This is a genomic window from Pedobacter hiemivivus (genome assembly GCF_004331685.1).
GTDB lineage: Bacteria > Bacteroidota > Bacteroidia > Sphingobacteriales > Sphingobacteriaceae > Pedobacter > Pedobacter hiemivivus.
In genome coordinates this window covers 134,743-156,067 of sequence record NZ_SJSM01000005.1, presented here as the reverse complement: position 1 = coordinate 156,067, position 21,325 = coordinate 134,743, and the positions used below count along the sequence as shown (strand labels likewise).

The following is a 21,325-nucleotide window of genomic DNA, read 5'->3' as shown; positions in this document are numbered from 1 at the left end:
AAAATTAAGAGATGAAGACATACAAATTAAATTTATTGGCAATATGCACGGTAGTGCTATTGCTTATGGCTTGCAAAAAAGACAAAACCGGCAGCGAACCCTTACCAGAAGGTAGTGTAACTTTTGATGTGCCGGCGTCAACAGATGTTGTGGCGAGAGATTATGACATCAGAAGTGTGTCGGTGGTGAGCGTGGAAATGAAAGCCGCACTTCAAGGCACTACGGCATCGGATGTTCATTATGTTACTTTTGCCGCCGATACGACTAAGATTGTTGACTATAGGCTGAAGTATGGCGGTAATGCTCTTTTACTTCCAACTAGAAGTTATCTTTATTATAAACCAACGGTAGCCATCGCTGCCGGGACAAACCTTTCCGAAGCCGCAGTACTAAATCTTAGTTTTCAGACAACGTTACAGCCTTTCACTACCTATGTGCTTCCGTTGACTATCGCATCTATAGATGGTATACCGCAGGATCCAAAGACACGTAAAGTTGTTTATTATGTTTTTAACACAAAAGAACCACGGTATGTGAGCCATACGGGGTTCACCCTCGGAGCCACCGCGTCTTCCGTATTTGGAGCTAATACAGCGCTCAGAGCAGTGGATGCGGCTACAGGGACAACCTTCTGGGCAAGTTCCAATACCGTGCCGTTGCCGCAATGGGTGAATATTGATTTTGCAAGGAACGTTACCTTTTCTGGATTAGACTATTTCTTCCCGACAGGTTTAACCGCTGCCAATGGAGCCCAGACAACTTCTGCTAAAGTGGAAACGAGTTTAGATAACATAACCTGGGTAGATAAAGGTACATATGCGATAAATGTCAACAATACCGCAAGAGTGCACACTATAAATTTCCCTTCATTAACTACGGCCAGGTATTTACGCTTCACCGTTTTGGCTGCAAATCCATATGTAGCCTCAGCGACAATCACTTACAACATATGTTTTGTGGGCGGGATTTTGTTGTTGAATTAAACTATGGCAACTCGTTATATATATAATTAAAAATGAAAAAATCAATATTTTCAATTTTGATGCTGCTGCCTTTTGTGGTAGCAGCTCAAAAAAGCTACACCATTTCAGGTCAACTGCCCGCTGTAAAAAGTCCGGCCAAAGCTTACCTGGTTCTTTTGAAAAACAATGCATGGAAGGAAATCGATTCTGCTGATATCAAAGAAGGAAAGTTTCGCTTTACAGGAAGTGTAGAGGAACCGCAGGGTGCAATTATAGCAGTTCGGCGTAAGGGTGCCCCGGATGCGGGGAACCAACGGGATTCGCAGGGGTTTTTTATTGAAAACTCCAATATTTCAATTGTTGGTAACGATGCTGTCGAAAATGCAACCATCACTGGCTCTATATCCGACAGAGAAAACCGGGAAAGGGAGGCAATGATCAAACCCGTTACCGCTAAAATCGTAAAACTGCAAAACGAATTCGGGAAAAAATCTGCTGATGGAGCTTATGTAAAATCCTCAGAAGAACGTAAAATGGCTGGAGATAGCATACAAAAATTGGTGGCTACGAATAAGGATATCAATCTGAAGTTTGCAAAAGACCATTTAAACTCTTTTATGGGGCTTTATACGTTTAATATGTATGTGCTTGACAGTAAATTTGATCCTGCAAAGGAGGAGCCCTTATTTAACCGGTTTTCGGCCAGTTTAAAAACTTCTCCGCTTGGTAAACGCACTATAGAGAAATTGGAAATTGGGAAGAGACGCCAGACCGGTGCCAAAGCAACCGATTTTACGCAGAATGACCTGAATGGTAATCCATTTACACTGTCTTCTTTAAGAGGCAAATATGTATTGGTTGATTTCTGGGCAAGCTGGTGCGGCCCTTGCAGGGCCGAAAACCCGAATGTAGTAAAGGCTTACAACGAATTGAAAGGCAAGAACTTTGAGATAGTAGGCGTATCGCTTGATTATCCGGGTGGTAAAGCAGTCTGGGCGGAAGCGGTTAAAAAAGACGGATTGCCATGGATCCAAGTGAGCGACCTGAAAGGCTGGAAAAATGAGGTAGCTGTGATGTATGGTATCAATTCAGTACCTCAAAATCTGCTGATCGATCCGAACGGAATGATTATCGGGAAAAATCTGAGGGGTGAGGCATTGACGGAGAAATTGAAGGAATTGATTAAATAGACTGACGGAAGTAATCTTCAAAAATTAATATGATAAAAGAATGATGAACATAAAAACAATTATCGGTGCACTTTTGATATTGCCTGCCAGTTTCTGTATGGCACAGGATAAATTTGAAATAGCCGGGAAACTATCCAAAGCCGGTGCAGACAAGATGGTGATGCTGAGTTACAAAAACAGCGAAGGAAAAGACGCAAAGGATAGCGCAGTAGTGAAAAATGGTAAGTTTGCGCTGAGCGGTACAACAGCTTTTGCAAATAAAGCTTACTTATCATTGGTGCCTTTGAAAAAAGACACCACGCGGAAACGTGGCCAATCGGACTATAAAGAATTTTACCTGGAGAAGGGTAAGTACCAGGTTGTTGCGGCAGACAGTATGGTCAATGCAAGCATTACCGGAGGCCAGGCTCAGAAGGATTTTCTGGACTACACGGCTAAAACATCAGCATTGCTGACCTATTTCAAGGATATCACACAGCGCTTTACCAAAGTTTACTATGCTAAAGTAAAAGATACCGTGGCAATTAAAACCATCCAGGCAGAAGCAAGACCTGTACATGCTAAAATAGAAGCAGCTTTGGATTCCTTTATTTTCAGCCACCCCGATTCCTATGTAACAATCGACCTCATTAGCGAAAATAAGACAGCTGTTATTGACCCTACGACTTTTGAGCCTTATTACAAGATACTTAGCCCAAAGGTGTTGGCTAGTTTTACAGGACAAAGGTTAACAGCTAAATATGACAAGGCAAAGCAAATATCCATTGGAAAAGCAATAGATTTTACACAAACAGACGATAAGGGCAATGCGTTTAAATTATCATCATTGAGAGGCAAATATGTATTGGTTGACTTCTGGGCAAGTTGGTGTGTGCCATGTCGCGCAGAGAATCCACATTTGTTAAAAGCCTATACCCAGTTGAAATCTAAAGGTTTTGAAATTGTAGGTATTTCTCTGGATGAAACCAAGGCGGCCTGGCTGAATGCGGTGAAGCATGATGGTATGCCATGGATCCAGGTGAGCGACCTTAAAGGGTTTAATACAGAGATTGCGGTAAAATACGGTATTAGTGCCATACCACAGAACTTCCTGATTAATCCGGAAGGAATTATTGTAGCGAAGAACTTAAGAGGAGAGGATGTAGACCAGAAAATTGCGGCTTTTATAAAATAAAAACCAAAATGAAGAGTTTGTAATGATCTGTTTTTTCAGTGATTTACAAACTCTTTAAAGTTTATACAGTGCTAGAAGTCCTATGATCGTGATTACGGGCGCATCGTAATCTTTCAGTTCCCGTTTAAGTATCTTAAGTGCCTTTCCGATATGTTTCTCTACCGTGTTTACAGAAATATTCATTCGTGCTGCAATGGCTTTATAGGAAAGCTGTTCCTCCCTTGATAACCTGAAGGCCTCACGGCATTGGGCTGGTAAACTTTCAATCACCTTCATCACCTTAAGCTCGGTTTCTTTGGCCACATAATCATCTTCCGGGTCGGGCAGATGGCCTTTACCCAGTTCTGCTATGTGCAAATAATGTCGTTCTTTGATTATTCTGGCCCGTATTTCATGCAATGCCCTATTTCTTAAAGTAGCATATAAATAGGCAAATAAACTTCCATTGGCGTCCAGCTCTTTTCGTTTTATCCAAAGGTTCAAAAATACGTCCTGAACCAATTCTTCTACGAGTGCTTCATCCCCCAGTTTTCTGAATGCAATTTGGCACAATTGCACATAATATAACTCATACAATGCCTCGAGGGCTTTGCTGTTGCTTGATTTTAACTGTTCAAGCAAATCCTGGTCTGAATATTCGCTAAAAGGTCTGATGATACATATTCCCCAAGGGTAAACTTAATTATATTATTTAATTGTCTCCAAAATAATGTAAAATCATCCAGTATAATATCTGAAAACTGCATTAATTATAAAAAAAATAAAATATTTCTTAAAGGACTGGCGGTAGAATCATTCTGATGCAATACCTACATATAAGCACTAAATATGTCCGCCGAAGAAATATCAGAGTTAATTGATCTTTACCTTAAAGGAGCGTGTTCACCTACTCAAAAAGAACTGGTAACGCAATGGTACGAAAAATACAGCGTTACTGATCAGGAGTTTTATAACGGTGATACTGCTCAGCTGCGTGGCTCCCTTGAAAAATCGCTATCCGGGTTAACGGAAAAGATCAACGCTGCCAATGACCAGGTCGAAGTGCCTGTAAAAAAAGTCTGGCCAAAAAGGCTTATCGCTGCAGCCATTTTATTGATTTCCTGCTCAGCGGCCCTGCTATTTTACAATAATTATCAGTCCCGATCTGCAAACTTCTATGCCAATGATATTGCCCCGGGTAAAAATAAAGCAATTCTTACGCTGGCCGATGGTTCAAAAATAGCGCTCGACGATGCTGCCCAGGGAGAAATTGCCAGTCAATCTGGAATTAAGATCACTAAAACTACAGATGGGCAGTTGGTTTACGAAGTAAATCCCTCCAGCAATGCTACTTCCAAAGCAGCAGTATACAATACCATATCCACTCCCGCCGGCGGACAATACCAGGTTAAATTGCCAGATGGTACAAACGTATGGCTCAATGCGATGTCCTCCTTAAAATTCCCTGCAAGTTTTGCCGGACTGGAAGAACGTAGGGTGACACTGATCGGTGAAGGGTATTTTGAAGTCACAAAACTAGAACAGGAAATAAATACCAGAGATAGAAAAACTAGGCGTGTGCCATTTTTCGTCGTTACCGATAAACAGGAAGTGGAAGTTTTAGGTACCCACTTTAACATTTGTGCATATAGCGACGACAATATGACCAGCACTACCTTACTGGAAGGAAGTGTAAACATTAACCACAGCACTTTACTTAAACCGGGCGAAGAGGCCGTAAACTCAGGCAATAGCATATTGGTTAAGGAGACGGATACCGAAGAAGCCGTTGCGTGGAAAAATGGAAAATTTAAGTTCAGCAATGAGAATATTAAAGATCTGATGCGCAAACTGGCCAGGTGGTATGATGTGGAAATCATTTACGATGGTCAGATGACCAATAAAGACTTCTCGGGAAGCGTGCCCCGCTTTGCGCACGTCTCGAAAATATTAGACGTACTGCAATCTACCAATACTGTACATTTTAAAGTTGAAGGAAGGAGGATTACCGTTATGCCATAATGCTACCCTAAGGTAATCCGAACATAAAGCAGGATTCCGGCTGTAACCGGAACCCTGGCTACCATCAACTTGTAATTGATCGTACGTTCGGGCTTACTCGTTTATTTATCCGCTAGAATCAATCAACTTTTTAACCCAAACTCACTCAAATGTATGAATTTTTATACACTTAACCGACTTGTGCTTGCTATGAAGCTCACCGCTATACTGATCTTCTCTGTGATCATCCAAACCTCTGCTGCAGGGTATGCTCAGCGCCTGAACATTTCCCTTAAAAATGCACCGCTGGAAACCATATTCAATACCATCAGTAAACAGAGTGGCTATGATTTTATTTACAATGATTTTGACCTGAAAGGTCTGAAAAATATTCGCGTAAACCTGAAAAATGCAGAGCTGGAAAAAGGGCTGCAGACTGTCCTTGAAAACCAGGACCTGACCTATGTGATTAAGGAAAAAACAATCATCATTAAAAAGAAAGAAAAAACGATCATCAGCAAACTGGTCGACCTGTTCATCTTTGCCCTGCCTGTCAGCGGAACAATTACTGATGAGAAGGGAAATGGCATTCCAGGCGTAATAATTAAGATAAAGGGTGCAAATGTAATTGCCACAACTGATGTTAACGGGAATTTCAGCATCAATGTTCAGGAAGGGACCTTACTCGAAATTTCTTATTTGGGATACAAAACTGCAGAAGTACTGGTTGGTAAGAACACCAAAAAGATCAATCTTAGTCTTGAGCAGGATATCTCTAAACTTGATGAGGTATCGGTCGAGGCCTATGGCAAGGGAAGTCAGCGTACCTCCACATCCAATAAATCAAGACTAACAGGAGAAGAACTGATGAAACAGCCTGTATTTGATCCTATACAAGGATTGATTGGACGCGTCCCAGGCATGGTAGTCAGTCAAAGTACTGGTGTACCCGGCGCCCGTTTAAGTGTACAGATCCGTGGAAGAGCAAATTTCGACAGGTTCCTGACTTCCGATCAGCCTTTATATATTCTTGATGGTGTGCCTATGGCAGCTGCCAATGATAAAGTAAGCCAGGTGGGCGGCCCTTTTGGTGCCGGAATATGGGATGGTTTAAGCGCCTTCTCTGGTATAAACGCAGCGGATATTGAAAGTATTGACGTACTCAAGGATGCCGACGCCACCGCCATCTATGGAAGCCGGGGTGCAAATGGCGTAATCCTGATCACCACAAAAAAAGGTAAAGCCGGTAAAATGAATATGGACGTTAATGTATATTCCGGTGTCAGCCAGGTATCCAGTATGCCGAAAATGCTAAATACCCAACAGTATATAGCTATGAGAAATGAGGCATTTGCAAACGACAAACTCACGAAAACGAACGCCAATGCTTACGACCTCCTTTTATGGGACAACAATAGATATACCGATTTTGCGAAGCTGCTGGTAGGCAATAACGCCCATACCAACGATGCCCAGGTTACTTTTTCAGGAGGTAACAAATATACGCAGTACCGTTTAGGCGGTGGTTATCACAAAGAAGGCACGGTTTGGCCAGGCGATATGTATACCGACCGCGCTTCTATGAGTGCGAACATCCACAGCATGAGTGATAATGAAAAATTTACACTGGACCTTTCGGCAAATTATTCTGCAAACGAAAGCAACCTTACTGCGCTTGATTTATCTGGTTCGGTCATATTGCCACCTAATTTTAAACTATATGATCAAAATGGCAAGCTGGCATGGAACGAAGGCGGACTTTACCTGCAAAAAGATAACCCTTTGGCGCTCCTGAACCAGACCTACCTTTCTAAAATGAGCAGTCTCAATGCCAACATGATCCTTAACTACAAAATCCTAAAGAATTTAGTGGTAAGAAGCAGCTTTGGTTACAACACCACACAAAATGATGAAAAAAGGCTAACACCACTTTCAGCACAAAACCCATTAAGACCTGATTTAAGTGGATTTGCTGCTTTTGGCAATAACCAGCTAAAAAACTGGATCATTGAGCCTCAGGCAGAATATACCGGGCAGATTAAGAAAGGTAAATTGAATATTTTGTTAGGAGCAACCTATAACCAGCGCTCTACAGCCGGACAGGTGATCAATGCAAAAGGTTACCTCAGTGATGAACTGATCGGCTCCCTAAAAGGGCTGCCCAGTACAGCAATTACACCTAGCAATACAGCAACAGTATATAAATATCAGGCATTTTTCGGCAGGGTCAATTACAATTGGGAAGATACTTATATCGTTAACTTCACAGGGAGAAGAGATGGGTCAAGCCGTTTCGGACCAAACTTCCGTTTTTCTAATTTTGGTGCAGTAGGTGCAGCATGGATCTTCACTAAAGAAGCGATCCTGAAAAACAATAAAATATTAAGCTATGGTAAACTAAGGGCGAGTTACGGCTCTACAGGGAATGACCAGATTGGTGAATATGCCTATCTTGATGCCTGGGCTTCTGCCGGAAATTATGCCGATTCGGCAACGCTTTATCCAACCAAGTTGTACAACCCCAACCTGCATTGGGAACGCAACAACAAAATGGAAATTGGCTTAGAACTGGGTTTCCTGAAAGACAGGATCCTGTTCACAGCCTCCGGATATAATAACATTTCTTCTGAGCCCCTTGTGAATTACCCATTGCCTAAAACTACAGGTTTTTCTACTATCGTAGACAACCTTGCAGGTGTAGAAGTTCGCAACAGAGGTTTAGAATTGACACTAACCTCACAAAATATTGTTAAAGGTGGTTTTACCTGGAGCACAGATTTCAACATTACTTTTCCTCAAAACAAACTGATGAAATTCCCTGATCTTGAAAAATCAAGCTATGCCACCAGCTACGCCATAGGACAATCCTTAAACCGTATATATGCCAGTCAGTTTGTCGGAGTAGATCCCATCACAGGTCTATATACTGTGAAAGATGTAAATGGTGATAAAATAGTAAATTCGGCGAACGACTATGCAACCCTGGGATCGTCTGACCCCAAATTCTTCGGCGGACTAAACAACACTTTCAGTTATAAACGTTTCAGCGCAAGTTTCTTCTTCCAGTTCAGCAAACAACTGGGTAAAGATTGGAGAAGTGGCAATTTGTTTAATCCTCCGGGAATGATTTTTAACTCCCCAACACTGGTACTCAGCAGATGGCAGAAAGAGAACGACATCACTGGGGTTCAGAAATTCACTACTTCCCCGGGCGCCATTTCAGGTACTTCGGGCTTTTACCCGATGAGTTTCTCCAGCCGTACCTACACGGATGCTTCTTATCTCCGTTTGAAAAACGTTTCTCTTTCTTACAGTATCCCGGCTAATTGGTTAAACGTTGTACATATCAAATCATGCCGGTTCTATGTGCAGGCACAAAACCTGTTTGTGATCAGCAATTATGAAGGTGCAGACCCTGAAACACAAAGCTACACCAGGATGGCCCCATTACGCACCGTTACAGCAGGTTTACAGTTAACACTTTAAAGAAATACAATCATGAATCTAAATAACATATATAAAAAAAACGGTCTGATTGCTTTGGTCATCATACTTTTAACTGTATCGGGCTGTACAAAATTTGTGGATGTACCTAGTCCAATAGACCAGATCCCTTCAGATCTTGCGTTTGGCAGCGACACGAAGGCCGCATCAGCAGTTAGGGCACTTTATGGCATAATGGTAGGAAGTACCGGTGTTTTTACGACCACACTGGCTTACAGCGGAGCAGTGCAGATCTCTATGGGCCTTAGTGCCGACGAGATCATGAACACTTCAGTAACCAATGTTTTTAATGAGTTTTATACCAATTCTATTAGTGCCGCCAATGGTAAAAGTAGCGGCGACATCTGGGGGAGTATTTACAACCTCATATTTAATGCAAATTCCATTATCGAAAATGTAGAAAAATCAACAGGTATCACAGCGGCAGGCAAAAAGCAGTTTCTTGCTGAAGCAAAGTTCATCCGTGCCGCCAACTATTTTTACCTCATCAATATATATGGTGATGTACCCATGCCACTTACCAGCGACTATAGGACTAATGCCAACCTTCCGAAGGTTGGTAAGGAAGTCATCTACAATTTAATATTGGACGACCTGAAATATGCGGTAGCGAATCTTGGTCCCGCTTACCTGGGTACGCAACGCCTTCGTGCCAATAAATATGCTGCAAATGCATTGCTGGCCAGGGTATATTTATATAAGGAAGACTGGGTAAATGCAGAGATCCAAGCCTCGGAAGTGATAGACGTTGCTGGCAAAACGGTATACGATATGGAAACAGACCTGAAAAAAACTTTTTTAACGAGCAGCAAAGAGGTGATCCTGCAGTTACAACAACCCGGGAGTAATCTGTATACCTATGATGGCTTTAATTTTGTTCCTTCCATTGCAACAAATGCACCTCAATATCAAATTACTGACAAGTTATTCCAGTCTTTTGAAACAGGCGATTTAAGAAAAACGGAGTGGATTAAAACTGTAACATTAACCATTGGCGGGGTAACTAAAAACTACAGCTATCCTTACAAGTATAAACTTAATGGTGGTACCGGCACAACCAGAACGGAATCGAATGTTTTCCTTCGCCTGTCTGAAGTTTACCTGATCCGCGCAGAAGCAAGGGCACATCAAAATAAACTTAGCGACGCCATCAGCGACCTGGATGTCATCAGAAAACGATCGGGCATTAGCCTGATTTCGGTAACAAAGCCAAATGCTACACAGTCAGAGCTTTTAGACCTGACTGCCCATGAACGTTTTGTTGAGCTGTTTATTGAGTACGGTCATCGCTGGATGGATCTAAAACGTACCGGTACGGCTGATGAGGTGTTGAAAGACAAGCCAAACTGGAGACCGGAAGCTAAGCTGTATCCAATTCCATTGGATGACATCAACAAAAATCCATTTTTAAAACAAAGTCCTGGTTACAACTAAAAATACGGTCAAATGAAAAAGATAAACTTAATAGCGTTGTTGTTTACGCTCATTGCCATGCAGGCAATTGGCCAAACACCAGCGCCAGTAGCCAAAGCATATGTGCCCAGCCCGGTGCTTAAAGGATTTTACCTGGTGCCTGAGTTACAGAAACGAATTGCCATTTACGAAGAATCCTTAAAAAACTATCCGGATACCGGCCGCAGCGCCAGTATTAGTTACAATTATGCCCGGATCAGCATGGCGGGTGACTACGCCAAAATAGGCGACATCAAATCTGCAGAATTGTGGATCAGCAGGACCAGCACCAGCGAGTCCCACGATCTAGCACTGCTAAGTGTAGGTAAGGAAATGGTGGCCCGGGGAGATTTTGATTATGCAGATTCAAAGATCCGGCCATTGGCCGATAGCCTGTACCAACTGTATGTAAGTACCGGTAAAGTTGCCCAGACCTACCGCTCAACAATAGAAGTTTTTAGTAAAATACTGAGAGGGAAAAACCTGCAGGGCCAGATCCTGAAATACCTTGATCCTTTGTACAAGACAGGCAAAGACACGATACAGCCCGATATACGGGCGATAGCTAGTGTGAAATCGGGCGATTACAACATCAAAGACGATCTTTTTTATATGTATGCGCAGGCATTGGCAGCCCAAGGGAGAAAAAAAGAAGCGTTGAAGATATTAACAAGAATGGATATGAGTGCCATCTACAATTCAGCAGAATTGAAAGCGGAGGTGGCCGATTTGTCCGGTCAGTTTAAGGGGGGCAAGGCCTATTACCAGCAATTAAAGGATTCTTTGGTGCAGGTAACAGGTAATAAGCTCCAGGCCTTCTCTATGTATAAAAGGGATGTGAATGGAAAAGCGATCAACCTCAATGGGCTGAAAGGTAAATATGTGTTGCTAGATTTCTGGGGCAGCTGGTGTGGGCCCTGCAGAAACAGCCACCCTCACTTAAAGGAATTATATGCAAAATATAAAGACAAAGGGTTTGAAATTATCGGTATTTCACAGGAAATGGGTACAGATTTGAATGCGGCCAGGACATTATGGACAAAAGCCATAGCAGAAGATGGCCTGCCCTGGATTCAGGTGCTTGATAATGAGCACCGCGACAAATTTAATGCAGTAGTACAATTTGGCGTGAGTGCTTTTCCTACCAAAATTTTATTGGATAAAGAAGGGAACATCATAGCAAAATATGTAGGGAATGGAAAGGGAGGAGAAGGATTTTCGGATAAAATTGAATCGGTAATGAAATAGTTGTTACCATCATAGAAAGAGGCTATCAGCAAAATGATAGCCTCTTTTGTCAATAAAAAAAGAATTGATGATACAATTGACGAATCTACCTGTAAAGATGGTTGTTGCTAAGGAAATTTCCAGTGGGATTTACGACAAAAAAAGGGTGTATTTCTACCTTAATTTATTGTAAGTTAAATTTTTATAGTAGTGATCTTTTTCCGCTTGAGCTTCGCCATTGCGGATATGAGCAATTGGCCAGGGATGTGCAGGTCATTACAAGGGAGTTATTTAAGCGTCTGAATCTGAAAGCGGGATAGTTTTTTTTATCGAAAAAATATTTTGTTACTTATTTATTGAGTAAAATAAAATTTTATATTTATTTTAATTTTGAAATAAAATTCTATTTATCGGAAATTTAACTATCTTTGGTTAATTAATATATAATATAATGCAACAAGGAACAGTAAAATTTTTCAATGAGACAAAAGGTTTTGGATTTATCGTGCCAGCTAATGGTGATAGCGAAATCTTTGTTCATTCTTCTGGTTTAATGGACAATATTCGTGAGAATGATTCAGTAAGCTATGACATCGAGCAAGGTAAAAAAGGCTTGAACGCAATTAATGTTAAAATCAGCTAATTAGATTTCCTTCATAAATTGGTGAAAACATCTGCTTTTTGCGGGTGTTTTTTTTTGCCCGGAATTTTGCGTGACTGGAAGCGTCAAGGATTGGTTTGCATGTGAGGACTGGCTAGGCGTAATGTGCATCAATTGCCTGTCCGATGGCCTCGATTTCTTCCTGCTCCAGGTTGCCTTCCCGTAAATGCCAGCGGTGGTCTGTATCCTGACGAAGGACGCCGAGCATCTCGTTGTCACGGGTTACGCGGTAATCCCGCTGATATTTTGGATCAGAGGCTGGGTGGTCTGTGGTGATCGTGAATGTTAAGGGTTCTAGTCCGGTGTTGATGGTTACGGATACGTTAAATATTTCTTCTTCTTCTTGCATGACCTGTTATGTTTTATAGGGTAAACACCTGCAAGCCGAAATAGTTAGTCGAAATCGTACACTGTTTTGAAAGCCGACGGTCATTATCTGCCTGTGGTGGCTGATTGATGGTTTATGATTTCGGGGCATCATTATTGGAAGCTTATAGGAAAACCTATGATAGCGATTGACAATGTACAACCTTTAAGCCCTGAAAGTTTATTTGACCTTTTAAAAACGGAATTTCCTGCTTACGTGAATGAGCAGCTTGGTAGCAACCTGGCTGTGGAATTTGCCCATGTAGCTGATATTGTGAATATCAGTTTTCCAGAAATTATTGACGGAAATGCGTACACGATTACAGTGGGTGACAATAACCTTGAGATTACAGACCATACTACAGAAGGCACTTACAATACCGAATTGCTGGAACAGCACCTCATGGAATTTTTGACCTTAAAGGCAGGTTAGCCAGGCTGCTTTTTTTTGCGATGTCATTCGATTCTCGAAAATTAATGTGGATTACGAATGGTTAGCCAGGCTTTCAGAATTTTAGTAACCATTGGCATCACTATCCATGTCAATATCCCGACCATGAGTGCGGCGGTTATGAGTAACCTGAATGGAGCGGGCAAGTCTATTAGTAACCAGCCAGTAGCGTAATACAGGAAAAGGCTCGTTGGAAATACACCGCATAACGTTGCAATTGCCATCTTCCATCTTGGCGGTGGAGTTGAGGAACGAAACCATGCCTCCAGACCGGTTAGTTGCCTATAGACAGCTGGTTCAGTTAGGGTGGAAGCATAGGCTTCCCACCTGTTGAATTGCTCAGAATTATAAAATGCATCACGTTCTTTTTCGTCTTTAAAAGTTCTTAAGATTTCAATTTCGTTATCGTCCGCTCCTGGAAAGGAGGAAATGATTGCTGCCCCATGTACGCCATCGTGGATAAACGATTGCCCTAGAAAATTTCGCAGGGATTCTGTGAATTCCTGTTCTTTTCCAGGAAGGATTTTGCGCGTGATTGCAACGTGTATGGCCATGGTTTCTGATATGTTACTAATTTAAAGAATTGCTTTGATTCAGCAAACCTAATTCAGTTAGGGTTTTGGTAATTGGTTGGTCTGGAAAAAAAACTAACTCAAAATCCTGAAAACTGGGCACAAATGGAGGGCTTCTTAACAGTTTTCTGTAGTAACACTAGGAAATAAACAGGGGTTTGAAGGTTTGCTGATCGCTTATCAGCTGGTTGACTTCTTTCTTGAAAATCAGCAGACAGTCTCTATAATCCCGGAAAATATTTCAACTATTCAATTTAAAAAGATAAAGTAATCTTATCCTGAAAACTAGCCCTTGAAAGCTATAAACGACTCTTGCGGCGGACTATAAGAGCGATGTTACATGAATGAATTAGTTTATCTAGGCGACAATATTAAAATACTTTGCTTATCACTACAGCTTGTGGTATTATGCTTTCCTTTAACCACTTTGATGCTTTATCCCAGTGTGAGGATTCATCATAGAGCTTGTTTATAAGATAAGCTAAAGTAAGGCGCTGGACAATATGAACCCGTTCAGGATTTTCATCTGTAGTTTCTGTGACAAGGTATCCTGAAATTCCTCCTAACATATGTTCACCTCCGTACAAAAGTAGTAGATCAGTAGCACCTGGACTCTGATAATAGGCATCAGTAAACCATTCCGGCCCTTTAATAGTCAATGGAGAAATGTCTTTGTCGCCGGCAATTACAAGACTTGGTTTGTTCATTTGGGTATAATTTTGATTAAGATGAGGAAAATGCTCTTTTCCAAATTCACTTAAGGCAGCACCGCCACATCCCCCTATGCTGAGCACAACGCCACATTTAATTCTCACATCCGAGAGATCTTCTGTCAAACCGCCGTGATCATCAATTACTCTTGTACCCAACAATGTTGCGGTGGTTTGTGCCCCGAATGAATGTCCTACTGCCGCTATGCGATCTCTATCCAGGCGTCCTTTTAAATGAGGGACGGAATTCTCAATCATATCTAAATGGTCTAGTATCCGCTTTACATCATTAACACGATACCGCCACATGTGTATTTTGTCAGGGTTTTGCAGATATGCTTTAACAGCTTCATGATGATCTGCCTTTGGGTTAGTGATTAATGTTCTGGAATCCAGAAATGTAGGTTGAATCACCACAAAACCCTGAGCAGCCCAATACTTAACTAAAGGAGCATATGCATCCATGGATGATCCAAAGCCGTGAGAAAAAATAATAATTGGTAATGAAGTACCATTAATAGGAGCAGATACGCGAAGTTGGAGTGTATGACTTCGTCCAGGAGAAGGTATATCTATCGGGCTAACAGAAATAATGGGGGAGGAAGCAAGTATGTTGGAATCCGTTGTAAAAATCATGTAAATATAGGTTTTGCTTATTTAAACTAAGACAAAGTTATTAGTAACAAAGTTTATTTTTGTTATAGGTTTACTCCAGGAAACTACTTTCCTGGAGTAAACCTATAACTGGATATGTTAAAAAAACTAGAGAATAGTAAAGAAGCATGCGATATACATCACAGAGCAATCCGTGATACCATGGATATTTTGTCTGGAAAATGGAAATTACAGATTGTGGGTTCCCTCAGTTTAGGTAAAAAGCATTTTGGGGGATTAATGGCGCATATTGATGGTATTGGTGCAAAAATGCTCTCTAAAGAGCTGCAAGATTTGGAGTTAAATGGCCTTGTTAAGCGAACTGTTTACAACACCAAGCCGATTACGGTTGAATATGAGCTTACATCATATGGAAATTCGTTACAACCTCTAGTTGACGAAATAGTTGCCTGGGGAATGCAGCACAGAAGAAAATTGAGGGATAAGGATTAGAATACTAAGGTTTAATGACATATCATGAATAAAGGATTCTATCTGCTTTCGATGTTTGATATAGGCTGCTAATATTTTGAAATTAAAACCACATAGATAATAGACTATACTTAATTTATTTGATTAGTAACGGTTCTGAATAGATGAGGTAGAAATTATGGAAATCAAAAGAAATTGAATCCTATTAAAGAACATAAAATAACATCTAATGCATAAAAGATTATTTATTACTGCTCTTTACACTATTCTTTTTTTTTCCTGTAATAAAAAAACATCAATAGACTCCGTTTACGACCAAATTGTTGATATGATAAAACCAAGTTTCAGTAAAAGGGATCATATAAAAATTGAGATAGTAGGCGGTCATAGAACAATGTTTGGTAAAGTGGTCGCAGCTATTACTAAATCACAGGATCAATGCCAAGTTCAATACTTTAGTACCCACAACGATATCATCCTTGCGCCAGGTCAGGATATTTTAAATGCAGACTACCCAATTCAATTAGATACAACTTATCAGGTGTCTGCAAAACAATTAATAGAAAAGCTAATAGAAGAAAAAAAAAGAGATCTCACACGACCCATAACATTCCAAATGCAGTATCATATCAGGGTAATTAAAAACTTTGACACAGTCAACTTCACTTCCAAAGATGCCACAGGATTAGGTACTCTTTTTAGAAAAGACATGTTAAAGAATTGATATATTAAGATTTATTAACACCTCGCTAAACCGATAGCAATAAATCTAACCTTCCCAATTAGGGATATGCCTGGTAGAAAACGTTCACGCATAAACAAATATAAAACTAAATAGTAGATGGATTACCTGCCCCTATTAAAAGTAGGAAATGGTTCGAGCCCATCATGGCCCACTGCTTAAAAAGCCGTTTTTCGATAAGAAAAACGGCTTTTTTAGTTTCTAAGTATTATTTGTCGGCTGCAAGATTTATGTTTCCTATACCTAAAACCGTAACAAACATGTCACGGTATTTTAACTGAGTTTGGTTTGTTACAAAATATGAGATAATATGGATTTGTTCTGTTACATTATTTAAGTAAATTTGGGTTGGTTTTATTACAAAATAAAAATCATACCGGTCATGTCATTTAAAAGAAACATTGAAAATTATCTTAATAGCTGGAAATTAAGGGATAGTCGTAAGCCGCTCATCATTAGAGGAGCACGTCAGGTTGGGAAAACTACACTGATACGAGATTTTGCCAAGGCTTATCAGCATAGAATTATACTCAATCTGGAAAAGCCTGGCGATCGACGTTATTTTGAAGACTTTGACGATGTTCAAACGATTTTAGAAGCGTTGTTTTTAGCTCATACCATACCTTCATCTGCTATGGCTAATACGCTTCTTTTCATCGATGAAATTCAGGAAAGTCCAAAAGCCATCCAGTTATTACGGTATTTTTATGAAGAATTGCCGGAGCTTCATGTGATCAGTGCTGGTTCTCTTTTAGAGTTTGCAATGCAAAAGGTGCAAAGCTTCCCGGTGGGAAGAGTAGAATTTCTATACCTCCATCCATTAAATTTCCAGGAATATCTGGAAGCCGTAGGTAAACAAGAGCTATTAGGATATTTGCAGTCTGTTCCAATAAAACCAGTTGCTCATAAGTTGTTAATGGATGCTTTCCATCGTTATGCAATTATTGGTGGAATGCCAGAAATAATAAAAATGGATGTTCAGCAGCAGAGCCTTTCAGATTTACCTAGGATATATGAAAGTATTTGGGGGACTTATAAAAATGATGTAGAGAAGTATACATCTAATGATACGGAAAGGAAAATTATTAAACATCTGATGGATACCGCCCCATTGTATCTCGACGAACGTGTAAAGTTTCAGGGTTTTGGAAATTCCAGTTACCGATCAAGGGAGGTCGGAGAAGCATTTAGAACACTTGATGATGCAAAAATCATACGGTTGATTTATCCTACAACAGATTTGCAACCTCCTATAAAAACAGATCTAAAGAAGTCGCCACGTCTACAGTTTCTAGATACTGGTTTAGTCAATTATTCTCTTGGTATCCAATTAGAAATGCTCGCTATGGATGATTTGAATAGAGCTTACAAAGGTGCTGTTATACCTCATTTAGTAACACAGGAACTTATATCCCTTCAAAGTATTTCAGCGCATAAGCCTAATTTTTGGGTTAGGGAAAAATCTCAATCGAATGCAGAAGTTGATTTACTTTTTACCCACCAGGATTTGGTTATTCCCATTGAAATAAAATCAGGGAGCACAGGGAGTCTGAAATCACTTCACCAGTTCATAGATGCTTCAGATCATCCTTATGCTATACGTATGTATGCTGGTACTTTCAACATTGAGAAAGCGATCACACCGAGTCAAAAACCATATTTACTCATGAATTTGCCTTACTATGCTGGTACCTCTCTGCCACGGTATGTGGAGTGGTTTGTTCGGCAGGAAGTTTAAATCCTATATATCATTTGCCAGCCAAATCGCTGATTAAACATAAATCAGATAGGAAATGGTTCGAGAAGCGCCCATCATGGCCCACCCAAGTGGTCAAGTCTGTACGCCTTTCTGCTTTACAGCCTGGCTTCACTTTCCTGGGTGTTTTACATGACTAAGTTTTCAAGCAGGTAGCCGGTAACAGCAGACAAATATTCCTCCGGGATATCTTCGCAACCTTTGTGCTCCAGGTGATGCAGGTCTTTTGCCGCTGCTTCAATAAAAACTCCGGACGAGGAGGCATATTTGAGAAATCCTAAGTCAAAAAATCGCTCCTGAACTGATGAGGAACTGTCCCTGGTTTTAAGCAGCATCCTTTTGATGCAAAGATTTTGTTTGTTGATGAGCAGCCATTCATAGCGGCGCTCATTGCCATCATCCTCCGGCAGAGAAATCTCCAGGATGGCTAGGTTGGTGTTGTCAAGAAATTCGTGGCAGTCAAAATCAATCAGTCCGTTCATACGCTAATAAAATGTGAAATTATCCCGTTTCGGATATGCATCAATTGTGCCAATTATTTCCAGGTGATGCCGCAAACGAAACTATAGCGGTTTTGGATGTATTTTGTGACTAGTGCTATTCCGGAACAGGCTCCTTAGGCATGTTTATTTTCAGGTGCTTCATAACACTGGTAGCTGTAAGTCCGTGCAGCACAATAGATAGCATCAGGGTGAAGGCAACAATGGCCCATAATTGGCTTTCGCTGCCAAAGGAGGCATGGCCAAAGGCAAAAGCCAGGTAGTAAACTGAGCCCATGCCACGTATTCCAAAAAAGCTGATGGCTAATTTTTCCTTCCAGTGAATTTCTGTACCTAACAAAGACAGGTAGGCTGACAGCGGTCTGACTACGAGCAAAAAGGCAAATGCAAAGATACCCATCTCAAAGGTAAGCGGCTTTAATATGCCTGAAACTAGTGCTCCTCCAAAAAAGATGAGTAAGACCCCTAACAGCAGGCGCTCGATCTGATCGGTGAATAAATGCAGCTCTTTGTGGTAGTCATGAGTTTTTTCAGCATGACGCAGCGTTAATCCCGCAATGAACACCGCAATAAAACCATAGGCATGAAGTAGTTCGGTTAATCCATAAGTGCAGAGCGTCAAAGAAATGGCGAGAAATCCATCAGTGGGTTTGAGTAATTTGTGTTTTTCTGAGAAATTGAAAATGAGGTAGGCTGCTAGTTTCCCCCAAAGCCATCCAAGAAATATTCCGGCAGCAATTTTATACAAAAGATGGTAGCCAAGCCAGTGGATGATGGACTCGGATTGTAATCCCATCGTTGCTGCAAGAATGGCCAACCAGGTAAAGGGAAAGGCGAATCCGTCATTCAATCCTGCCTCCGAGGTGAGCGCGAACCTGGTTTCGGATTTGTATTTTTCATTCGGTGGGCCGACTTGTACATCAGAGGCTAAAACCGGATCTGTTGGTACCAGAACTGCTCCCAAAAGTAGTGCAGCCGGCAATGCAAGGTTTAGCACCAGAATTCCCATAAGTACGCAAGCTGCAATGCATAAGAGCATGGCGATTGAGATTAGCCTAAGCGGGCTAGACCAATTCCGGAAAGAAAAACTTCGGTCGATTTTAATGCCGGTTCCCATCAGTGATATAATTAGGATGAGCTCCGTCAAACGAAGAGTCACTTCATTATTTGATTAGGTAGGGGTGATGGTAGCCAGTCTTCAGTCAGGAGATAGGTGAGCATACCGATGGCTACATAAATCAGAGCGTAAGAAATGCCTGTGCGTTTTGATACTGCTGGCATAAAAGCCATACCCAGGCTGGCCAGGCCAGCAATCAATATGACCGGAAGATAGTGGTCCATCAGCGTGTTTAATAATAAACAACAATTCTTCCACTGATATGTTCTATGTTATTTCTTACTCAGTATCCCCCGTCAATTCTTTTGTTTTTTCTTTTATAAATGCTTCTTTGTCCTTTTTTACTTCCGCAAGCATTTCTTTTCTTTCCTCAGGCAATGTAAAATATTTATCGGCCCATAAATTTATCTCTATCATCACAGGAAGCAAGTCAATCCCTTTCTGACTAAGCTTGTATAATACTTTTGCTTTGCTTTGGGGATGGTCTTGTTTGATAATTATGCCAGTCGTTTCTAACATTTGTAACCGGGAAGCTAAAATGTTGGTGGCTATTTTCTCATCTGATTTCAGGAAGTCACCATAGGTACATTGTTTTGAAAACATTAGATCCCTAACGATAAGCAATGACCACTTATCTCCCCAAATATCTAGTGAAGTGGCTGATGAGCTGTTTGTTGCCTTGGCGAAAGATCAGTTCGAAGTTCCGGTTGGTGATACTAAAAAAATACATGCGCTGGTAGAAGATGCTACGGCACTTGCCAAACAGCCATAATATGAAAGCATTCATAATACAAAAATATGATAAAAAAGGAGCGCTAAAGCTTACCGATCTTCCTGTTCCAATCATAAAAGAAGATGAAGTGCTGGTTGAGATTCATGCTGGAGGTCTAAACCTGCTTGATGCTAAAATAAAGTCCGGTGAATTTAAGTTAATATTGCCTTATAAGTTGCCACTCATCTTGGGACATGATGTAGCGGGTATAATTACCCAGGTAGGAACAAAAGTGATACAGTTCAAAGTGGGTGATGAAATTTATGCTCGTGTTGCCGATTTTAACATCGGTACTTTTGCCGAATATATAGCCATTAAAGAGGACGATGTAGCACTCAAACCCAGCAACATCACCATGGAAGAGGCGGCTTCAGTTCCCTTAGTGGCATTAACTGCATGGCAGTCGTTAGTAGAAAAGGCGAATCTGAAAAAAGGCCAGAAAGTATTTATTCAGGCTGGTTCAGGAGGAGAGGGTACAATTGCCATTCAACTGGCGAAACACCTTGGTGCAACGGTCGCCACAACTGCAAGTGAAAAAAGTTTTGCAATGTTAAAGGAACTCGGAGCAGATGTTTTGATTGATTATAAAAAGGAAGATTTTGAAGTTATCCTGAAAGATTATGATGTAGTATTGAACAGCCAGGATACCAAGACACTTGAAAAATCACTACGAATTTTAAAACCGGGAGGAAAGGCCATCTCTATTTCGGGGCCACCCACACCGGATTTTGCCAAAGCAATCGGAGCCCGCCGGTTTGTAAAGATTGCCTTATCACTGCTTAGTTATGGAATCCGCAAGAGGGCTAAAAAAATAGAGGTGGACTATTCATTTCTGTTTATGAGGGCAGATGGTAAACAATTACAGGAAATTTCCAAACTGATTAAACAGAATGTGATCAGACCTGTTGTGGATAAGGTGTTTCCTTTTGATCGGATTAATGAGGCTCTGGAATATGTAGAGACTGGACGTGCCAAGGGAAAAGTAGTGGTGAAAATAAAGTAAGCCACAGGTTCTTTCGTCTTTAAATTGTTTTGACCTTAACCCTTCTTTTTAGGTTATTGCAAATAGTACTACAACTGATTTTGTAACAGACCTGTTGCGT

General features: G+C 40.9%; 20 protein-coding genes. 13 read left to right on the top strand and 7 right to left on the bottom strand.

All coding sequences use genetic code 11. From position 1 onward, the window contains the following. Window positions 1-11 precede the first annotated feature (11 nt). The 3 genes from EZ444_RS11210 to EZ444_RS11200 are packed head-to-tail and all read left to right on the top strand — an operon-like array spanning window position 12 to window position 3,326. The gene (locus EZ444_RS11210; protein ID WP_131608837.1) at window positions 12-983 is read left to right on the top strand and encodes a discoidin domain-containing protein; all 972 of its coding nucleotides are present in this window, start codon (window positions 12-14) and stop codon (window positions 981-983) included. Window positions 984-1,015: 32 nt separating this feature from the next. After that, complete coding sequence (locus EZ444_RS11205) at window positions 1,016-2,152, top strand: TlpA disulfide reductase family protein (RefSeq protein WP_131608836.1); 1,137 nt, start codon at window positions 1,016-1,018, stop codon at window positions 2,150-2,152. Window positions 2,153-2,192: 40 nt separating this feature from the next. Continuing rightward, a complete protein-coding gene (locus EZ444_RS11200) occupies window positions 2,193-3,326 on the top strand; it encodes a TlpA disulfide reductase family protein (protein WP_225874697.1) in 1,134 nt (377 codons plus the stop codon). Window positions 3,327-3,380: 54 nt separating this feature from the next. Here EZ444_RS11200 and EZ444_RS11195 read toward each other — a convergent pair whose 3' ends face one another. Then, the gene (locus EZ444_RS11195) at window positions 3,381-3,947 is read right to left on the bottom strand and encodes an RNA polymerase sigma-70 factor (RefSeq protein ID WP_165503591.1); all 567 of its coding nucleotides are present in this window, start codon (window positions 3,945-3,947) and stop codon (window positions 3,381-3,383) included. A gap of 207 nt (window positions 3,948-4,154) precedes the next feature. On the opposite strand from EZ444_RS11195, the gene EZ444_RS11190 reads away from it, so the two are divergent. The 5 genes from EZ444_RS11190 to EZ444_RS11170 all read left to right on the top strand — a co-directional run bounded on the left by EZ444_RS11190 (window position 4,155) and on the right by EZ444_RS11170 (window position 12,132). Then, on the top strand, window positions 4,155-5,327 hold the full coding sequence (locus EZ444_RS11190) for a FecR family protein (protein WP_131608834.1): 1,173 nt from the start codon (window positions 4,155-4,157) through the stop codon (window positions 5,325-5,327). Window positions 5,328-5,480: 153 nt separating this feature from the next. Then, complete coding sequence (locus tag EZ444_RS11185; protein ID WP_131608833.1) at window positions 5,481-8,792, top strand: SusC/RagA family TonB-linked outer membrane protein; 3,312 nt, start codon at window positions 5,481-5,483, stop codon at window positions 8,790-8,792. Window positions 8,793-8,804: 12 nt separating this feature from the next. Further along, entirely contained in the window at window positions 8,805-10,244 is a 1,440-nt protein-coding gene (locus EZ444_RS11180) for a RagB/SusD family nutrient uptake outer membrane protein (RefSeq protein WP_131608832.1), read from the top strand. Between the two features lie 12 nt (window positions 10,245-10,256). Then, entirely contained in the window at window positions 10,257-11,510 is a 1,254-nt protein-coding gene (locus tag EZ444_RS11175) for a TlpA family protein disulfide reductase (protein ID WP_131608831.1), read from the top strand. A 430-nt stretch (window positions 11,511-11,940) separates the two neighbouring features. Continuing rightward, window positions 11,941-12,132 carry a cold-shock protein gene (locus EZ444_RS11170; RefSeq protein WP_048905418.1) on the top strand — a complete coding sequence of 64 codons (192 nt, stop codon included), beginning with the start codon at window positions 11,941-11,943 and terminating at the stop codon, window positions 12,130-12,132. 112 nt (window positions 12,133-12,244) lie between these two features. On the opposite strand, the gene EZ444_RS11165 is transcribed toward EZ444_RS11170, so the two are convergent. After that, window positions 12,245-12,499 carry a hypothetical protein gene (locus EZ444_RS11165; protein WP_131608830.1) on the bottom strand — a complete coding sequence of 85 codons (255 nt, stop codon included), beginning with the start codon at window positions 12,497-12,499 and terminating at the stop codon, window positions 12,245-12,247. Window positions 12,500-12,655: 156 nt separating this feature from the next. Between EZ444_RS11165 and EZ444_RS11160 the strand changes: the two genes are divergently transcribed. Beyond that, window positions 12,656-12,949, top strand: coding sequence for a hypothetical protein (locus tag EZ444_RS11160; protein ID WP_131608829.1), 294 nt, complete (start codon window positions 12,656-12,658; stop codon window positions 12,947-12,949). Window positions 12,950-12,990: 41 nt separating this feature from the next. On the opposite strand, the gene EZ444_RS11155 is transcribed toward EZ444_RS11160, so the two are convergent. Both EZ444_RS11155 and EZ444_RS11150 read right to left on the bottom strand, forming a co-directional pair. Then, window positions 12,991-13,521 (bottom strand): antibiotic biosynthesis monooxygenase, encoded by a 531-nt coding sequence (locus EZ444_RS11155; RefSeq protein WP_131608828.1) that lies wholly within the window; start codon window positions 13,519-13,521, stop codon window positions 12,991-12,993. 389 nt (window positions 13,522-13,910) lie between these two features. Beyond that, the gene (locus EZ444_RS11150; RefSeq protein ID WP_131608827.1) at window positions 13,911-14,885 is read right to left on the bottom strand and encodes an alpha/beta hydrolase family protein; all 975 of its coding nucleotides are present in this window, start codon (window positions 14,883-14,885) and stop codon (window positions 13,911-13,913) included. A gap of 114 nt (window positions 14,886-14,999) precedes the next feature. On the opposite strand from EZ444_RS11150, the gene EZ444_RS11145 reads away from it, so the two are divergent. The 3 genes from EZ444_RS11145 to EZ444_RS11135 all read left to right on the top strand — a co-directional run bounded on the left by EZ444_RS11145 (window position 15,000) and on the right by EZ444_RS11135 (window position 17,815). Next, window positions 15,000-15,356, top strand: coding sequence for a winged helix-turn-helix transcriptional regulator (locus tag EZ444_RS11145; protein WP_131608826.1), 357 nt, complete (start codon window positions 15,000-15,002; stop codon window positions 15,354-15,356). A 208-nt stretch (window positions 15,357-15,564) separates the two neighbouring features. Further along, complete coding sequence (locus EZ444_RS11140) at window positions 15,565-16,059, top strand: hypothetical protein (RefSeq protein ID WP_131608825.1); 495 nt, start codon at window positions 15,565-15,567, stop codon at window positions 16,057-16,059. 400 nt (window positions 16,060-16,459) lie between these two features. Further along, the gene (locus EZ444_RS11135; RefSeq protein WP_131608824.1) at window positions 16,460-17,815 is read left to right on the top strand and encodes an ATP-binding protein; all 1,356 of its coding nucleotides are present in this window, start codon (window positions 16,460-16,462) and stop codon (window positions 17,813-17,815) included. 146 nt (window positions 17,816-17,961) lie between these two features. Here EZ444_RS11135 and EZ444_RS11130 read toward each other — a convergent pair whose 3' ends face one another. The 3 genes from EZ444_RS11130 to EZ444_RS11120 form a co-directional block, all read right to left on the bottom strand. Continuing rightward, entirely contained in the window at window positions 17,962-18,315 is a 354-nt protein-coding gene (locus EZ444_RS11130) for a hypothetical protein (protein WP_131608823.1), read from the bottom strand. Window positions 18,316-18,430: 115 nt separating this feature from the next. Further along, on the bottom strand, window positions 18,431-19,492 hold the full coding sequence (locus tag EZ444_RS11125) for a cation:proton antiporter (protein ID WP_225874696.1): 1,062 nt from the start codon (window positions 19,490-19,492) through the stop codon (window positions 18,431-18,433). Window positions 19,493-19,729: 237 nt separating this feature from the next. Beyond that, the gene (locus tag EZ444_RS11120; protein ID WP_262710997.1) at window positions 19,730-20,095 is read right to left on the bottom strand and encodes a winged helix-turn-helix transcriptional regulator; all 366 of its coding nucleotides are present in this window, start codon (window positions 20,093-20,095) and stop codon (window positions 19,730-19,732) included. Window positions 20,096-20,223: 128 nt separating this feature from the next. Here EZ444_RS11120 and EZ444_RS11115 point away from each other — a divergent pair, with 128 nt between their 5' ends. Then, window positions 20,224-21,225 carry an NADP-dependent oxidoreductase gene (locus EZ444_RS11115; RefSeq protein ID WP_131608820.1) on the top strand — a complete coding sequence of 334 codons (1,002 nt, stop codon included), beginning with the start codon at window positions 20,224-20,226 and terminating at the stop codon, window positions 21,223-21,225. The last annotated feature ends 100 nt before the right edge of the window (window positions 21,226-21,325 follow it).

Bases quoted from the DNA above. Each gene is read 5' to 3' on its own strand.
- EZ444_RS11160 (WP_131608829.1), top strand. From the start codon at position 12,656: ATGATAGCGATTGACAATGTACAACCTTTAAGCCCTGAAAGTTTATTT.
- EZ444_RS11170 (WP_048905418.1), top strand. From the start codon at position 11,941: ATGCAACAAGGAACAGTAAAATTTTTCAATGAGACAAAAGGTTTTGGA.
- EZ444_RS11140 (WP_131608825.1), top strand. From the start codon at position 15,565: ATGCATAAAAGATTATTTATTACTGCTCTTTACACTATTCTTTTTTTT.
- EZ444_RS11115 (WP_131608820.1), top strand. From the start codon at position 20,224: ATGAAAGCATTCATAATACAAAAATATGATAAAAAAGGAGCGCTAAAG.
- EZ444_RS11135 (WP_131608824.1), top strand. From the start codon at position 16,460: ATGTCATTTAAAAGAAACATTGAAAATTATCTTAATAGCTGGAAATTA.
- EZ444_RS11130 (WP_131608823.1), bottom strand. From the start codon at position 18,315: ATGAACGGACTGATTGATTTTGACTGCCACGAATTTCTTGACAACACC.
- EZ444_RS11185 (WP_131608833.1), top strand. From the start codon at position 5,481: ATGAATTTTTATACACTTAACCGACTTGTGCTTGCTATGAAGCTCACC.
- EZ444_RS11200 (WP_225874697.1), top strand. From the start codon at position 2,193: ATGATGAACATAAAAACAATTATCGGTGCACTTTTGATATTGCCTGCC.
- EZ444_RS11205 (WP_131608836.1), top strand. From the start codon at position 1,016: ATGAAAAAATCAATATTTTCAATTTTGATGCTGCTGCCTTTTGTGGTA.
- EZ444_RS11175 (WP_131608831.1), top strand. From the start codon at position 10,257: ATGAAAAAGATAAACTTAATAGCGTTGTTGTTTACGCTCATTGCCATG.
- EZ444_RS11155 (WP_131608828.1), bottom strand. From the start codon at position 13,521: ATGGCCATACACGTTGCAATCACGCGCAAAATCCTTCCTGGAAAAGAA.
- EZ444_RS11180 (WP_131608832.1), top strand. From the start codon at position 8,805: ATGAATCTAAATAACATATATAAAAAAAACGGTCTGATTGCTTTGGTC.
- EZ444_RS11150 (WP_131608827.1), bottom strand. From the start codon at position 14,885: ATGATTTTTACAACGGATTCCAACATACTTGCTTCCTCCCCCATTATT.
- EZ444_RS11165 (WP_131608830.1), bottom strand. From the start codon at position 12,499: ATGCAAGAAGAAGAAGAAATATTTAACGTATCCGTAACCATCAACACC.
- EZ444_RS11145 (WP_131608826.1), top strand. From the start codon at position 15,000: ATGTTAAAAAAACTAGAGAATAGTAAAGAAGCATGCGATATACATCAC.
- EZ444_RS11190 (WP_131608834.1), top strand. From the start codon at position 4,155: ATGTCCGCCGAAGAAATATCAGAGTTAATTGATCTTTACCTTAAAGGA.
- EZ444_RS11210 (WP_131608837.1), top strand. From the start codon at position 12: ATGAAGACATACAAATTAAATTTATTGGCAATATGCACGGTAGTGCTA.